This is a genomic window from Acidovorax sp. BL-A-41-H1, from assembly GCF_051942715.1.
The window spans coordinates 120,310-135,781 of record NZ_JBPVJQ010000013.1 but is presented as its reverse complement, the minus strand read 5'-3'; the positions used below and the strand labels follow the sequence as shown (position 1 = coordinate 135,781).

The 15,472-nt window shown below is 63.7% G+C and carries 11 protein-coding genes; 4 read left to right on the top strand and 7 right to left on the bottom strand.

Features of this window, described 5'->3' with window-relative positions:
• Positions 1-219: 219 nt before the first annotated feature.
• Together ACTPOI_RS25660 and ACTPOI_RS25655 are read left to right on the top strand one after the other, a co-directional pair.
• A complete protein-coding gene (locus ACTPOI_RS25660; protein WP_440114409.1) occupies positions 220-1,698 on the top strand; it encodes a Ppx/GppA phosphatase family protein in 1,479 nt (492 codons plus the stop codon).
• A 52-nt stretch (positions 1,699-1,750) separates the two neighbouring features.
• Entirely contained in the window at positions 1,751-2,257 is a 507-nt protein-coding gene (locus ACTPOI_RS25655) for a hypothetical protein (RefSeq protein ID WP_440114406.1), read from the top strand.
• Positions 2,258-2,343: 86 nt separating this feature from the next.
• Here the strand turns inward: ACTPOI_RS25655 and ACTPOI_RS25650 are convergent, their stop codons facing one another.
• The 5 genes from ACTPOI_RS25650 to ACTPOI_RS25630 form a co-directional block, all read right to left on the bottom strand.
• Entirely contained in the window at positions 2,344-2,808 is a 465-nt protein-coding gene (locus tag ACTPOI_RS25650) for a SixA phosphatase family protein (RefSeq protein ID WP_440114403.1), read from the bottom strand.
• The gene (ppk1, locus tag ACTPOI_RS25645) at positions 2,805-4,865 is read right to left on the bottom strand and encodes a polyphosphate kinase 1 (RefSeq protein WP_440114400.1); all 2,061 of its coding nucleotides are present in this window, start codon (positions 4,863-4,865) and stop codon (positions 2,805-2,807) included. The genes ACTPOI_RS25650 and ppk1 overlap by 4 nt, the downstream gene beginning before the upstream one ends.
• 174 nt (positions 4,866-5,039) lie before the next feature.
• Positions 5,040-6,131, bottom strand: a complete 1,092-nt coding sequence (locus tag ACTPOI_RS25640) for a glycosyltransferase family 4 protein (protein WP_440114397.1) — start codon at positions 6,129-6,131, stop codon at positions 5,040-5,042.
• Positions 6,128-7,000: a UDP-2,3-diacylglucosamine diphosphatase gene (locus ACTPOI_RS25635; protein ID WP_094287886.1), complete on the bottom strand. Its 873-nt coding sequence runs from the start codon at positions 6,998-7,000 to the stop codon at positions 6,128-6,130. The genes ACTPOI_RS25640 and ACTPOI_RS25635 overlap by 4 nt, the downstream gene beginning before the upstream one ends.
• Positions 7,000-7,836: a GNAT family N-acetyltransferase gene (locus ACTPOI_RS25630; protein ID WP_094287884.1), complete on the bottom strand. Its 837-nt coding sequence runs from the start codon at positions 7,834-7,836 to the stop codon at positions 7,000-7,002. The genes ACTPOI_RS25635 and ACTPOI_RS25630 overlap by 1 nt, the downstream gene beginning before the upstream one ends.
• A 198-nt stretch (positions 7,837-8,034) precedes the next feature.
• Here ACTPOI_RS25630 and ACTPOI_RS25625 point away from each other — a divergent pair, with 198 nt between their 5' ends.
• Both ACTPOI_RS25625 and ACTPOI_RS25620 read left to right on the top strand, forming a co-directional pair.
• A complete protein-coding gene (locus tag ACTPOI_RS25625; protein ID WP_252658276.1) occupies positions 8,035-10,986 on the top strand; it encodes a bifunctional diguanylate cyclase/phosphodiesterase in 2,952 nt (983 codons plus the stop codon).
• Positions 10,987-11,112: 126 nt separating this feature from the next.
• On the top strand, positions 11,113-13,365 hold the full coding sequence (locus ACTPOI_RS25620; protein WP_252658277.1) for a sensor domain-containing protein: 2,253 nt from the start codon (positions 11,113-11,115) through the stop codon (positions 13,363-13,365).
• A 42-nt stretch (positions 13,366-13,407) separates the two neighbouring features.
• Here the strand turns inward: ACTPOI_RS25620 and ACTPOI_RS25615 are convergent, their stop codons facing one another.
• Positions 13,408-13,953, bottom strand: coding sequence for a GNAT family N-acetyltransferase (locus ACTPOI_RS25615; protein ID WP_440114390.1), 546 nt, complete (start codon positions 13,951-13,953; stop codon positions 13,408-13,410).
• A 69-nt stretch (positions 13,954-14,022) separates the two neighbouring features.
• Positions 14,023-15,357 (bottom strand): phosphoglucosamine mutase, encoded by a 1,335-nt coding sequence (gene glmM, locus ACTPOI_RS25610; protein WP_094287876.1) that lies wholly within the window; start codon positions 15,355-15,357, stop codon positions 14,023-14,025.
• Between the last annotated feature and the right edge of the window lie 115 nt (positions 15,358-15,472).

Below are 15,472 nucleotides of genomic sequence, written 5' to 3'. Positions count from 1 at the left end.
GGGCTCCAAGATGACAATTCAGTGACACAAATAGCCACCCTCAGGCTGTTGCCACACAAGTGACGACAAACACCCGGCTGAAGTCACCCATTTGTCATAAATGAGGCACACACTCCAGTGTTCTAAAAAATCCCCCTGCTCCGGCTGACAGGGGATTTGCTGCCCCAGCCCCTCAGAAGCTCGCGGTACGATGCCGCACGACGCTTTCACCAGAATCCCATGCAGAACGGCACACGCCTCGCCGCGGTAGACCTCGGCTCCAACAGCTTTCGCCTTGAAATCGGGCGCTATGAGTTCGGTCACATACAACGGGTGGAATACCTCAAGGAGACCGTGCGCCAGGGCAACGGACTGGATGAGAACCGGAACTTGACACAAGACGCCATGGAGCGGGGCTGGGCCTGTCTGGCGCGATTTGGCGAGCGGCTGGCAGGTTTCCCCCGGGCCCAGGTCCGGGCTGTGGCCACCCAAACCCTGCGGGAAGCCCGCAACCGTGAGGAATTCCTGTCGCGCGGCAGCAAAGTGCTGGGCTACCCCATCGACGTGGTTTCCGGCCCCGAAGAGGCCCGCCTGATCTACCAGGGCGTGGCGCGGCTTTTGCCTCAATCGGATGAACGGCGGCTGGTGGTGGATATCGGAGGACGCTCCACCGAACTCATCCTCGGCCAGCAGTTCACCCCACACGCCGTCGCCTCGTTTCGCGTGGGAAGTGTTGCCTGGTCCCAGCGTTACTTTGCCCATGGCGAGTTCACGGCCCAGGCCTTCCTGGCGGCAGAAATTGCGGCCAAGGCGGTGCTGGACGAGGCCCTGGCGACCTTCCGGCCCGACGCCTGGGAGGTTGCCTATGGGTCTTCGGGCACCGCAGGCGCCGTGGGGGATGTGCTGGCTGCCGCAGGTGGGCCCGAAGGCCTGATTACGCGCGACGGCTTGAACTGGCTTCATGACCGCATCTTGCGCGCACAAAGCGCCGACCGCCTGCGCATGGAAGGGCTGAAAGAAGAGCGGCGCGCCGTGATCGGGGGCGGCATCAGTGTGCTGCGCGCCATTTTTGACCTTCTGGAGATCAACGAAATGCAGGTGGCGCAAGGCGCGTTGCGCCAAGGCGCGCTCTACGACCTGCTCGACCGCGAACAACCCGAGACCGATCTTCGAACCACCACCGTGAACGGGCTCATGCACCGCTTTGGCGTGGACCTGGAACATGCGGAGCGGGTGGCACGCACGGCGTGCGCGCTGTTCGACCAGGCAGCCCCGCAGGGCAGCGAGCGCGCATCGCGCAAACTGGACTGGGCAGCCCGTCTGCACGAGATCGGCTGCCTCATCTCGCACAGCGACGCGCACCGCCACGGCGCCTACATCCTCGACAACACCGATGCCGCTGGCTTTGCCGTGCCTGAGTTGCACCGGCTCGGCGTGCTCGTGCAAGGTCAGCGTGGCAAGGTCCGCAAGCTCGGCGTGGACCTGGATGACCCCATCTTCGTGCTTCAACTACTCTGTCTGCGGCTTGCTGTGGCCCTGTGCCACGCGCGCCGCGCCCCAGACACCGCCGGCCTGACGCTGCAGCGCAATGGGCAGCGCCTCTTTGTCCGCACGCGGGCCGACTGGGCCGCTGCGTACCCGCAGTCCGCACACCTTCTGCGTGAAGAGGCACAGGCCTGGCAAAAAACGCCTTGGGAGCTACTCATTGACCTACCGTAGCAATCGGCAATAAACTATATAAACTGTTTATATCGTTTATTGATTTATTGCCATGACCAACGCGACCTCTACACCCGGCACTACGACCTCCCCGGCAGCCCCCGCCCCTTCGGCACAACCTGCCAAGACGATCAAACCCGCCAAAGCAGCCAAACCTGCAGCCAGCGCCGCAGCCGAGCCTGCCAAAAAAGCCGAAACCAAAAAGGCGCCTGTCACCAAAAAAACTGTGGCACCCAAGGCACCCAAAGCTGCTGCGACAGTCGTTGCCAAGGACGTCAAGGCCAAGAAGCCCAAACTGGTGCGCGACAGCTTCACCATCCCCAAGGATGAGTATGCAGTGATCGAAACGCTCAAGCAGCGCGCTGCCACCCTGGCGCAGCCAGTCAAGAAGAGCGAATTGCTGCGCGCAGGCCTCAAGGTATTGGCAGGCCTGTCTGACACTGCGCTGCGCGGCGCGCTGCAGGCCGTGCCCTCCATCAAGACGGGGCGCCCCAAGGCAGAGGCCCCAGCCCCCGCCGCCGCACCGGCGACAAAGGCCAACACAAAATCCCGCAAGTAAGACAACGACGGTCGTACAGCCGGCAGACGAGCGAGCGAGAGCGAATAAGCGCTCCGCCCGCCGCGTCCTATTGCTCGCCGCGCGAGCTAGAGGAACTCCGGGGATTGCACCGTCAGCAGCACCGTCTGGCTCTGGTCCAGCCGCTGGCGCTGACGCAGCCACCACACGGCGCCTTTTCGGACTGCGCATTCGGTGGCCTGCAACTCCAGCAACTGGGCAATGGTCTGCCCGAGCACAGGCTGGTGTCCGACAATCAGCACCGCGCCCTTGGCGCGAGGCCACTGGGCCAGCTCCAGCAGATCCTCGACACTTCCGCCGGGAAGCAACTCCGCCCGCATCTTGAACTTGCGCCCCAGCGCGTTGGCGGTCTGCTCGGTCCGCCGTGCGGGGCTTGCCAGCACGCGCAACCCCTCCGGCAGTTGCCGATCCAGCCATGCCGCCATGCGCGCAGCCTGTTTCTCCCCCCGGGAAGTCAGCACCCGCGCCAGATCATCGCCGCCGTCCAGAGCCTCTTCGGCTTCAGCGTGACGCCACAGAATCAGATCCATCATTCCGCCCTTTGCTCGACCCCGGAAATGGCCGTGGCGGGCCCATAGCGCACCATCAAGGCATTCTGTGCACCCAGTCCATCCGCCGGTCGCGGGGCACGGTCATAGGTGCCACGCGCGTTGAGGGTCCAGGCGTCGCGGTCATCATGCAGATAGGCAACCAGGCATTCGTCCACGATCCGCTGACGCAAGCCAGGGTCCGTGACGGGCCAGGCCAGCTCGACACGGCGCATCATGTTGCGGTTCATCCAGTCGGCACTGGATAGATACAGGTCTTCCTCTACGCCCGCACGGAAATAGAAGACACGCGTGTGTTCGAGAAAACGGCCAATCACGGAGCGCACACGGATGTTGTCCGTGACGCCCGGCACCTGGGCAGCCAGCATGCAGGCACCGCGCACAATGAGGTCAATGCGCGCTCCGCGTTGCCCCGCGAGGATCAGTGCGCGAATCAATGTCTCATCCGTGAGTGCATTCATCTTGGCGACGATCCGCGCGTCCTCGCCCCGGCTTGCTGCCTGTCCGACCTGCTCGATCTTGTCGATCATGCGGCGGTGCAGATGAAAAGGCGCCAGCATGAGCTTGCGCAGCTTGGGCGGGCGATTCTGGCTGGCCAGGTGGTTGAACACCCCGTCCATGTCGGCGGTGGTTTCCTCGTCGGCTGTCAAGTAGCTCAGATCGGTGTACAACCGGGCCGTGCGCACGTTGTAGTTGCCGGTGGAGAGATGCCCATAGCGCCGCAGCTGCCGCCCCTCTCTGCGCGTGACCAGCAGCATCTTCGCATGGGTCTTGAGCCCCACCACGCCGTACACCACCTGCGCGCCAATCGACTCCAACGCTTCAGCCCAGTTGATATTGGCCTCTTCGTCAAAACGCGCTTTCAGTTCCACGACCGCCATGACTTCCTTGCCCCGCCGCACCGCCTCGGACAACAGGTCCATGAGCTCCGAATCGGCGCCTGTGCGGTAGATGGTCTGCTTGATGACCAACACCTGCGGATCGTTCACGGCCTCGCGCAAGAAGGCCAGCAGGCCGTCAAAGCTCTCGAAGGGCTGGTGAATCAGCACATCCCGCTGGCGCAACTGGTCCATGATGGACACCCCCGGCTGCAACTGGCGCGGCCACGACGAACTCCAGGCCGGGAACAGCAACGCAGGGTCGTTGACCAAGTCCACGAGTTGCGTCAGCCGCACCAGGTTCACAGGCCCATGCACGCGGTACAACGCTGCAGCCGGAAGGCCGAACTGCGCCAGCAAAAAATCCGAAAGAAATTTCGAGCACCCCGCCGACACCTCCAGCCGCACGGCCTGCCCGTAGTGGCGGTGCTGCAACCCTTGGCGAAGCGCGGTGCGCAGGTTGCGCACGTCCTCCTCATCCAGTGCCAGATCGGAGTGGCGCGTAACCCGGAACTGCGAGAACTCGGTGACTTCCCGGCCTGGGAAAAGGTCTTCCAGGTGCGCGCGGATGATGCTTGAAAGGCTGACGAACAGTGCCTCGCTGGGCGCCACCTTCGCCGGAATGCGGATCAGGCGTGGCAGCGCGCGCGGCACCTTCACGATGGCGATTTCGTTTTCGCGCCCGAAAGCGTCGTGTCCCTTGAGACGAACGATGAAGTTCAAGGATTTGTTGGCCACCTGCGGAAAGGGGTGCGCTGGGTCCAGCCCCACAGGAATCAACAAAGGACGCACTTCGCGCACAAAGTAGTCATGCACCCAACGCCTCTGCTCGGGTGATCTGTCACCATGGCCAACGATACGAATGCCATGCTGAGCAAAAGCGGGCACCAGGGCGTCGTTGTACAGGGTGTACTGCCGCTCCACCAGATCGTGGACCTTGATAGAGAGCGCCTCAAAGGAGCCTACGGTGTAGAGCCCCTTGGTTTCGCCCTTTTTGGCAGCGGTTATGTGGGGTGCGGCGCGCACCTCGAAGAACTCGTCCAGATTGGACGACACAATGCACAAATAGCGCAGCCGCTCCAGCAACGGCACGTCCGCGCGCACCGCCCAGTCGAAGACCCGCTCGTTAAACGCCAGGATGCTGTGGTCACGGTCGAGGAACATCGCGGGCGGCACCCCGTCATGTGGTAGCTCTGGCGCGCGCCCCTCGCCGGGAAGCGGCGCCCGCGATGCATCTGCCACAGTGTCTGAACGCTCACGCTGCACGGACACAGCATCATTTGGAAGCAAAGGCAACATGGATACGCAAACGCAACAAATGCAGGATAGCCCCAGTATTTAACGACCAGATGACAATGATGTGACAGATTTTGTGACGGTCGCACAACCCGTCACAGGCGCACTGCGGGCAGGCACAAGGTATTGCTGGAACAACTGCGCGGCCTGGCTCCAGGTGAAATCCATGGCACGGCTGCGCGCCTCGGAGCGTGGAATCGCCAGTGCCTGCTGACTGGCCGTCAGCAAGTTGTCATGCAGCACGCCACCACGGGGAACACGCCCCAGGTGAGCCCCCAGCACCTCCATGGGACCGTCCACTGGAAAGGCCGCCACGGGGGTCCCGCAAGCCATGGCCTCCAGCATCACGAGTCCAAAAGTTTCCGAGCGACTCGGAAAAACAAAAACATCGGCTGCTGCATACACCTGCGCCAGAGCCGCACGGTCCAGAATACCGAGCCAGCGCACCTGTGGGTACTTTGCCTTGAACCGCGCCTCCAGCGGCCCGACGCCACACACCACCTTGGTGCCTGGCATGTCCAACTGCAAAAAAGCCTCAATGTTCTTTTCGTAGGAAATTCGCCCCACATACAAGGACACAGGGTGGGCCAAAGCCCCGGCCAGCGGGCTGGGACAGGCCGCGCCTTGGAATGGGAAAGCCTGTGTGTCCACGCCATGCGTCCACGGGCGCAGATTGCGAAAGCCCCGCTGCTCCAGCATCTGCAACACCCCATGCGTGGGCACCATCACGCCGCACGAAGGCCGGTGGAAGTGCCGAAACAGCGCATACCCCCACGACAGAGGAACCTTCAGCGCCGCATGGAGAATCTCTGGAAACTTGGTATGAAACGCAGTCGTGAACGCCAGCCCGCGCCGCAGGCAATGGCTGCGCCCAGCCCAGCCGAGCGGCCCCTCGGTAGCCAGATGGATGGCATCGGGCTGCATGTCATCCAGCATCTTGGCCACCAAGCGACCTGGACGCACCGCCAGATCAATGCCCGCATAGCCAGGGCAAGGCCGCGTGGTGAACAGCCCCGGATGCACCACCTGCACTTCGTGCCCCACCCCTTCCAGCTCCCGCACCAGTTCCAGCAAAGTCGTGACCACCCCATTGACCTGTGGCAACCACGCGTCTGTGAGCAGAGCAATTTTCATGCGGAGGCTCCGGCTTTGACAGAGGATGTTGTGCTGTGCGCGGGCACAGCGGGCCACTGCAGCAGTTCAAGCCGACCGTCCAAATGCTCTACCAGTGCGGTGTGGCTTTCCACCCAATCACCGTCGTTGCAGTACAGCGTGCCACCGATCTCCCGCATCTCAGCCCGGTGGATGTGGCCGCATACCACACCATCGTGACCACGGCGGCGCGCCTCTGTGGCCACAGCAACTTCAAAATCCGTCACGTAATTGAGGGCCTTCTTCACCTTGCCTTTGAGGTAAGCCGACAACGACCAGTAAGGCAACCCCAAGCGCGCACGCAAAGTGTTAAGGTGACGATTGAGCTTGAGCGTGAACTCGTACAGGTTGTCACCCAGGTATGCGAGCCACTTGGCGCACTGGATGACACCGTCAAAGTGGTCTCCATGCGTAACCCAGAGGCTGCGTCCATCGGCCGTGGTGTGCACCGCATCCGCCACGACCTCGATGCCGCCAAACGAGTGACCTACAAACGCCCGCGCAAATTCATCATGGTTGCCCGGCACAAACACCACCCGGCACCCCTTGCGCGCCCGACGCAGCAGCTTCTGCACCACATCGTTGTGGGTCTGCGGCCAGAACCACTTACGCCGCAACTGCCAGCCGTCCACGATGTCACCCACAAGATAAAGATGATCGCTGGGGTGGTGCTTGAGAAAGTCCAACAGAGCCACGGCCTGGCACCCTGGTGTACCGAGGTGCAAATCGGAAATGAACACGGCGCGGTACCGGTGCGGCCCGCTGGCAGACAAGAGGGTGTCGGGCTCGGTTTCATCCGGCCCCAAGGGCTCATGCAGCCAAGGACCGAGTGCGTCGAACGCGGCGCGCATCAGGCCCCCAGGAAGTGCTTGCGATAGCGGGGATGCAGGTCTGCCAGCCGCATCAGCATGGGCAGGTCTGCGGTGTTGAAATCGGGGTCCCAGGCGGGAGCACCCAGCACGCGCGCCCCCAGGCGCAGATAGCCCTTGATCAGCGCTGGAGGCTCCACGGCGATGGAGCTGTCCAGGTGCTCCACCGGCAAGGGAAGACGCGGGAGCACATGGTATTCAATCGCGGCAAGATGGGTCTTGCGCACCTGCTGCCAGATGCTCGCAGCGGCATCACCACTGACCACGCCGTTGTGCAGCATCGGAATGCTCGCGCAGCCAATCATGGTGTCGAGCTGGTTGCGCACCATGAAATCCGCCAGGGCGCTCCACAAGGCCATGATCACCCCCCCATGGCGGTGGTCGGGATGCACGCAGCTGCGGCCCAGCTCCACCATGCGGGGACGCAGGGTGCGCAAGCGCGTCAGGTCAAATTCGGTATCGCTGTAGGTACCGCCCACCCGCCTGGCCTGTGCGGGCGTGAGCACTCGGTAAGTCCCAATGACTTGCTGGCTCTGGGCATCGCGCACCAAAAGGTGTTCGCAGTAGTCGTCGAACAGATCAACGTCGTGGCCTGCGATGGGGGTCGTCAATCGAGCGCCCATCTCAGCAGCAAAAACGTCGAACCGGAGTCGCTGCGCCGCGCGCACCTCATCCAGATGCCTTGCCCACGTCACCTCAATGGCTCCTCGCTCCTGGCCAGGCTTCGCAGCCCCCGACACAGCTGCAGGGCGATGCGAAGCGCCGGCACCAAGGGCATCGGCAGCGGGCGACAAGGTCAGACGGGACAATTCATTCATGGTGCAGCGTCTCTTTCTTTGAGGACGGGCCGGCTGGAGCCGCCAGCCACTCAGGGAATCCTTTTCCCTGGCCGCGAGTGTGGAATTGGTGCATGACGCCAGCGTGTCGGCAGCATGTCAGCAACATGACAAAGAGGCCCTTTGCGACGGGTGCCACGCAATCCCTGGGCCTGCATAATCGGTTCAGGAAGCTGCAACATGTCCGCACAGCCCCCGCCCTCATCCCGCCGCGCTCTGACGGCCTTCCTGGCCGTGTTTGCGCTGGCCGCACTCTGTGCGGGCGCGCTGATCTGGACCCTGGAGCAACAGGACAGAGCCCAGCAGCGCACCCAGGCCGCAGACATGGCGGGTGACCATGTGCAGGCGCTGCAACGCGCGATCGAACTGGCGCTGTCGGCCAACAACGCACTCGTAGCGCTGGTCCGGCAAGGGCGGGGCAATGTCACCCAATTTGAGGAAGTGGGCACGCAGATGCTGCCGTTCTACCCCGGCATTGCGGCCATGGGCCTCTCGCCCGGAGGAGTGGTGAAGCAGGTTGTCCCTCGCCAAGGAAATGAAAGCCTGATCGGGTTTGACCAGCTCAACGACCCCAGGCAAAGCGCAGAATCGATCCGCGCGCGCGATACGGGTCTGCTCACGCTGGCCGGCCCCATCGAGCTTGTGCAGGGGGGCCTTGGGGTGGTGGGCCGCCAGCCGGTGTACCTGGACGGCGAACAGGGGCAGCGCAGCTTCTGGGGCTTCACCTATGTCACCATTCGCCTGCCCGAGGTACTGGCAGCCACCCGGCTGCCCCAACTCACCGAACGCGGCTACCACTACCGTCTTTGGCGGGTGCGGCCCGACACAGGCGAAGAACAGACCATTGCGGCATCGACTCCGCCCCCCGGAGCCGATGCAGTGGGCCGCGCACTGACTCTGCCCAACGGGCAATGGACGCTGAGCCTGGCGCCTGCCAAGGGCTGGGGTACACCAGCCGTACTGGCGCTGCGTTGTGCCCTGGGCCTGCTGTTTGCGCTGCTTATGGCTTTCCTGGCCCGCCTCCTTGTAGCCCTGAAAGCGCATGAGCGCGGGCTGGCCTTTCAAGTGGCCCAGCGCACCTCCGAAATCCAGGCCACTCAGCAGCAGTTGCGGGCCACCATCGACGCCATTCCCGATCCCCTGTTCGAACTTGACGTCGATGGCCGCTACTACAGCGTACACAGCCCGCGTACCGAGCTGCTTGTAGCCCCCGCCGAGCAATTGATTGGGCGCAATGTGACCGATGTGCTCCCTGCCCTGGCTGCACTGTCGGTGATGGATGTGTTGAAAGAAGCCCAGGCGCAAGGCTGGTCTGCCGGACGGCAAATTGTGCTGGACCTGCCTGGTCTTGGTGCCACCTGGTTCGAACTGTCGGCTGCGCGCAAATCTGGTTCGCCTGGCGCCATACCCCGCTTCATCCTTTTGTCGCGCGACATCACGGAACGCAAACGCTCGCAAGAACAGCTGCTGCTGACCGCCCAGGTGTTCGACCAGAGCAGCGAAGCCATCGTGGTTGCAGATGCATCCCACACCATCGTGCGCATCAACCGGGCCTTCACGCGCATCACGGGCTACCAGGAATCCGAAGCTGTTGGGCAGTCCGTGCGCCTGCTCACCGTGGCAGAGTCCACCCCGGACTTCGATGCCGATGCCGTTTACGCCCGCCTCACCCAAGAGGGGCACTGGGAAGGCGAGGCCTGGGGCCGCCGCAAGGACGGTTCCACCTACCCCCAATGGCTGTCCGTGAGCAGCGTGCGCGACGGCAATGGCTGCGCCACCCATTCGATCACGCTGTTCCGGGACATTACGGTGCAGCGCGAGGCGCAAGACCGCATTCAGCGACTCGCGCACTTTGACCCCCTGACCGAACTGCCCAACCGCGCCTTACTGGCCGAAAGGGCCCGGCGCCACATCGCTGACGAGCAGGCCAAAGGTGGCACCCTGGCGATGCTGTTCCTGGACCTGGACCACTTCAAGAATGTGAACGACTCGCTTGGCCACCGGGTTGGCGACATCCTGCTTGTGGCCGTGGCACGCCGCCTGCAGTCCCTGCTGAACCCGCAGGACACTGTCTCGCGGCTGGGGGGCGATGAGTTCCTGCTGCTGCTGCCCTCGGCCTCTGCAGCCCATGCCGCCGAAGTGGCCACCCGGTTGCTGACGGCTGTGGCCCAGCCTTTCCAGATCGATCCCTACGAACTCACCACCACCTTGTCCGTAGGCATCGCCATGTATCCCGCCGATGGCGATTCCTTTGACACGCTGTACCAGCGCGCGGATGCCGCCATGTACCGTGCCAAACAAAATGGGCGCAACCGATATGGGTTCTTCACGGCCGATCTGGAGGCCAGAACCGCCCGCGCACTGCAGATCGAAAATGCCCTGCGCCGCGCTCTAGAGCGCAACCAGTTCGAACTGCACTACCAGCCGCAAGTGTCACTCGCCACGCGCCAGGTGGTGGGCGCCGAAGCACTGCTGCGTTGGCGCCACCCGGAGCTGGGCATGGTGTCACCGGCAGAGTTCATCCCTGTGGCGGAGAGCAGCGGCATGATCGTGTCGATTGGCGAGTGGGTACTCCACACCGCCGTGCACGACGCCAAGCGGTGGCTGGACATGCAACTGCCCTTGCGGGCGATATCGGTCAACCTCTCTGCCGTGCAGTTCCGCCATCCGCAACTGCCAGAAATGGTGACGCGCTGCCTGCAACAGGCCGGTTTGCCCGCCCGTCGGCTGGAGCTGGAGTTGACCGAGGGAGCCGCGGTGGATGACCCTGCCGCAGCGCTGGCCATGATGGACCAGTTGCACGACCGCGGCGTGCGCTTGTCGATGGACGACTTTGGCACTGGCTACTCCTCGCTGAGCTACCTCAAACGCTTCCAGATCTACAAGTTGAAAATCGATCAGTCGTTCGTACGCGATCTCGATGACGATGCCAACGACCGTGCCATCGTGAGCGCCATCATCCGCATGGCACAGGCGCTGGGCATGCAGACCACGGCCGAGGGAGTGGAAACCGATGGCCAGCTCGAATTCCTGCGAGAACAAGGCTGCGATGAAGGCCAGGGCTACCTCTTCAGCCGCCCCCTGCCCGCCGATGAGTTCGAGGCCTACCTGCGCCAACACCTGCGCGGCTAGGCTGCACCAACCAGCATGCTCCCCCCCTGCGACATACCCGCAGTAGGGTTGTAAGCTGGCACTGCTACACTTTGGCACAAATTTTTTTGAGGCCACCGTCTGGCCCTGCCGCCCGTACTGGTCTCTATGTCCCCGCTGTACAGCGCTCCGGAATTGCAGCGTCCTGGAGTAGCTACTGATCCGCCACTGCATCGCACCCTGCGTGAACAACAAATCCTGCTCGACAGCGCAGGGGTGGGTATCGTTTTCCTGCGCCAACGCAGCGTGGTCCGCTGCAACCAGCGATATGCGGAGATTTTTGGCTACCCCAGCCCCGCGCGCCTGGTCGGGCTCAACACTGAAGCCTTCTACCCCGACCGCGAAGCATTCCGCGAGCTGGGTCGCTCGGCCTACCCAGTGTTGGCACAGGGACAGTCCTTCCGCGTGGAACGCCAGCTGCGCCGCCGTGACGGCACCCTTTTTTGGGGCAGCCTCACGGGCAGGCTCATCAATCCGCATGACACCTCCGAAGGCTCCATCTGGATCCTCGACGACATCGACGAACAAAAACGCGCCCAGGCCGCCCTCAACGCGGCTGAACGCGAAAAGCAACTGCTGTTCGACAGTGCCATGGTGGGCATTGTGTTTCTGCGTGACAGGCGCCTGACCCGGTGCAATGACCATTTCGAGCAAATGCTGGGGTTCCAGCCCGGCGAACTCATGGGCAGTTCGTCGCGCCGCTGGTACGCCAGCGACGAGGCCTGGGAGGAGGCGGGACGCCGCTGCTATCCAGGCCTGGCATCCGGTCAATCCTATGAAGGCGAGGTGGAACTCTGCCGCAAGGACGGCACGCCAGTGATCTGCGAGGTTCGCAGCAAGTCCATCGATCCCGCCGACCCCTCTCAGGGCTCCATCTGGATCACGATGGACATCACCGAGCGCAAACAGGCCCAGGCAGCGCTGGCCCGCGCCCACGAGGAACTGGAACAGCAGGTGCAGGACCGCACCCGAGAGCTGCGCGAAACGGTAGACAACCTGCACCGCGAGATCAACGACCGCAAGGCCGACCAGGAGCGCATCTACTGGCTGGCCCACTACGATGCGCTCACCGGCCTGCCCAACCGCGCACTGCTGGCCGAGCGTGCCCAGCAGGCCATTCAGGTGGCCCAGGAGCACAACACGCCACTGGCCGTGATCTTCCTGGACCTGGACCATTTCAAGCACGTGAACGACTCGCTGGGGCACCGCGTGGGCGATGCCCTGCTGGTCGAGATTGCCAAACGGCTGCGTGCTGTGGTGCGCGAAAAGGACACCGTGGCACGCCTCGGCGGGGACGAGTTCATCCTGCTGCTGCCAGGCGCCAATGCCCATGGGGCAGCCCGGGTGGCAGGCAAGCTGCAAGAGGCATCACGCCAGCACTACCAGATTGACCACCACGAGCTGACCATGGCGCCATCCATGGGTGTGGCCTTGTTCCCGCAGGATGGGAGCGATTTCGACACGCTCACCCAGTCTGCCGACGTGGCGATGTACCGCGCCAAGCTGGATGGCCGCAACACATTCCGCTTCTTCACTCCTGAAATGCAGGCCCAGTCGGTACGCGCATTGCAGCTGGAAAACGCCCTTCGCCGTGCGCTGGAGCGCGACCAGTTCCGACTGCACTACCAGCCCCAGATGAGCCTGGCCACGGGCAATGTCCGCAGTGTGGAGGCCTTGCTGCGCTGGCAACACCCACAACTCGGGCAGGTCTCGCCCGCAGAGTTCATCCCCATCGCCGAAGACAGCGGGCAGATCCTGCAGATAGGGGAATGGGTGCTGCGCACAGCACTCGCACAGCTCAAGGCCTGGCGGTCTTGCGGCTTCCCGGGGCTGACGATGGCGGTGAACCTCTCCGCCATCCAGTTCCGCCAGCCCCAGTTGCCTGAACTCGTCAGCCGCATGCTGGCAGAGTTTGACCTTCCGCCCGACTCACTGGAGCTGGAACTGACCGAGGGGGTGGCCGTGGACGACCCACATGCCGCCGTAGCGACCATGGACCAGTTGCATGCAAGAGGGGTGCGCATGTCCATGGATGACTTTGGCACCGGCTACTCGTCACTGAGCCAACTCAAGCGGTTCCAGATATTCAAGCTCAAGATCGACCAGTCGTTCGTGCGCGACCTGGGCAACGACAGCAACGACCGGGCCATCGTGAGCGCCATCATCCGGATGGCGCAGGCGCTGGGCATCCGCACCACGGCCGAGGGCGTCGAGACGGAAGGTCAGTTGGCCTTCCTCCATGCTCAGGGATGCGATGAGGCCCAGGGCTACCACTTCAGCACGCCACTGCCTGCAGCGGACCTGGAGGTGTTCATGCGCCAGCACCTGCATCAGGCCTCCGCAGCGAACGCCCTGGCCTGAGCCCGCGCCCTCAGCAGGCAGGGCGATGGCTCCGCCGCCCGTTCAGTCCCGCAGCAGCTTCTGAAAAAATTGCGCCGATCCCATCCGAGGGTCCAGCGCGTAGGCAGCAAAACCTTCACGCTCATAGGCCTGGATTGCCGCCCGGTTGCCAGACAGGACCTCCAGTGTGAGCTTGCAGGCACCGCGCCCCCGGGCCAGGGTTTCGACCTCTTGCAGCATGCGCTGCGCAATTCGATGGCCACGCCACGCCGGCAACACAACCACATCGTGCACATTGACCAGGGGCTTGCAGGCAAAGGTGGAGAACCCTTCGAAGCAGTTGACTAGCCCCACGGCCACACCGGCATAGGGCGCGGAGGCGCTCCCCTCCTCCTCGGCCCAGGCCATGACGCTGAACGCCTGGGGCTGCCGCTGGCGCAGCGCCTGGACCAGCCCTTGCTTGACCTCAGCCTCCAAGGGCTTGCCACCGCCCGCCACGTCCCGCGCGTAGCCGTCCAGCAAATCCACGAGTGCGGCTGCATCGCGGGGGTTGGCGTAGTCCACCGCGCGCACGGCGATGCGGGGCACGGAGTCTATGGCCGGCGTCATAAACCGCTCCTGAGGATTGGCATGGGGAAGAACGGCCCCACCGGGGTCTGTGCAAGAGTAGACAACCGCTTAGCCCGCACGGGCTGCATCGGCCAGCCGCTGCGCGCAGGAGCTCGCCATCTCAGCATCCCGGGCCTCCACCATCACGCGCAGCAAAGGCTCCGTGCCACTGGCACGGATGAGCACGCGGCCCGAAGCCCCCAGATCGCGCTCCACAGCCTGTGTCGCATCCGCCAGCAAGCGGTTCGACTTCCAATCCTGGCCTGGGGCCAGGCGGACATTGAGCAGCACCTGGGGATACAGCGTGACTCCGGCCAGCAATTGGGCCAGCGTCTGGCCACTGCGCACACAGGCCTGCAACACCTGCAAGGCGCTCACCAGGCCATCGCCCGTGGTGTGCCGGTCCAGCGCCAGCAGGTGGCCAGAGCCTTCGCCCCCAAGCACCCAGCGATGGCGTGCCAGTTCTTCGAGGACATAGCGGTCCCCCACCTTGGCACGCACGAACTTCACCCCACGGGACTGCAAAGCCACCTCCACCGCCATGTTGGTCATCAAGGTGCCTACCACGCCGGGCACATGCTCGTCGCGGCCCATGCGATCGGAGGCCATCAGATACAGCAACTCGTCGCCGTTGTACAGGCGCCCCGTGGCATCCACAACCTGCAGTCGGTCCGCATCGCCGTCCAGCGCTATCCCGTAGTCGGCCCGGTTGGCACGCACTGCGCGCACCAGGGCGTCCGGGTGCGTGGCACCCACCTCATGGTTGATGTTCAGGCCGTCCGGGGCACATCCGATCGACAGGACTTCGGCCCCCAGTTCGTGAAACACCTTGGGAGCCACTTGATAGGCCGCCCCATGGGCAGCGTCCACCACGATTTTCAGCCCCTTGAGGGTTAGGTCTTGCGGGAAGGTGCTCTTGCAGAATTCGATGTAGCGCCCTGCGGCATCGTCCAGCCGCCGCGCCTTGCCCAAGCTGGCCGAGTCGGCCCACACCGGTGGCTGGGCCAGGGCCTCTTCGACAGCGAGCTCCCAGGCGTCGGACAGTTTGGTGCCCTGCGCACTGAAAAACTTGATGCCGTTGTCGGGGTACGGGTTGTGGCTCGCACTGATGACCACGCCCAGGCTGGCCCGCTGTGCACGGGTCAGGTAGGCCACACCGGGTGTTGGCAAAGGCCCGAGCAGCACCACATCCACGCCTGCGGAATTGAAGCCGGACTCCAGTGCGCTCTCCAGCATGTAGCCAGAAATTCGGGTGTCCTTGCCGATCAACACCGTCGGGCGCTCTTCCGTCTGCCGCAAGACACGCCCCACTGCGTGAGCCAGGCGCAACACAAAATCCGGCGTAATGGGTGGCTGCCCCACCGTGCCACGGATGCCATCGGTTCCAAAGTACTGGCGCGTCATGTTGCTGCGTCTCCTCGTGTTGATCTAGTTGTTGGCGGGACAGCACGCCATCCCATCTGTTTGGTTAGTGTGAACAGGCTCCAAGACCGCCCTCATGAATACCCCGCGCGCTGCC

Bases quoted from the DNA above. Each gene is read 5' to 3' on its own strand.
- ACTPOI_RS25660 (WP_440114409.1), top strand. From the start codon at position 220: ATGCAGAACGGCACACGCCTCGCCGCGGTAGACCTCGGCTCCAACAGC.
- ACTPOI_RS25655 (WP_440114406.1), top strand. From the start codon at position 1,751: ATGACCAACGCGACCTCTACACCCGGCACTACGACCTCCCCGGCAGCC.
- ACTPOI_RS25650 (WP_440114403.1), bottom strand. From the start codon at position 2,808: ATGATGGATCTGATTCTGTGGCGTCACGCTGAAGCCGAAGAGGCTCTG.
- ppk1 (WP_440114400.1), bottom strand. From the start codon at position 4,865: ATGTTCCTCGACCGTGACCACAGCATCCTGGCGTTTAACGAGCGGGTC.
- ACTPOI_RS25640 (WP_440114397.1), bottom strand. From the start codon at position 6,131: ATGAAAATTGCTCTGCTCACAGACGCGTGGTTGCCACAGGTCAATGGG.
- ACTPOI_RS25635 (WP_094287886.1), bottom strand. From the start codon at position 7,000: ATGCGCGCCGCGTTCGACGCACTCGGTCCTTGGCTGCATGAGCCCTTG.
- ACTPOI_RS25630 (WP_094287884.1), bottom strand. From the start codon at position 7,836: ATGAATGAATTGTCCCGTCTGACCTTGTCGCCCGCTGCCGATGCCCTT.
- ACTPOI_RS25625 (WP_252658276.1), top strand. From the start codon at position 8,035: ATGTCCGCACAGCCCCCGCCCTCATCCCGCCGCGCTCTGACGGCCTTC.
- ACTPOI_RS25620 (WP_252658277.1), top strand. From the start codon at position 11,113: ATGTCCCCGCTGTACAGCGCTCCGGAATTGCAGCGTCCTGGAGTAGCT.
- ACTPOI_RS25615 (WP_440114390.1), bottom strand. From the start codon at position 13,953: ATGACGCCGGCCATAGACTCCGTGCCCCGCATCGCCGTGCGCGCGGTG.
- glmM (WP_094287876.1), bottom strand. From the start codon at position 15,357: ATGACGCGCCAGTACTTTGGAACCGATGGCATCCGTGGCACGGTGGGG.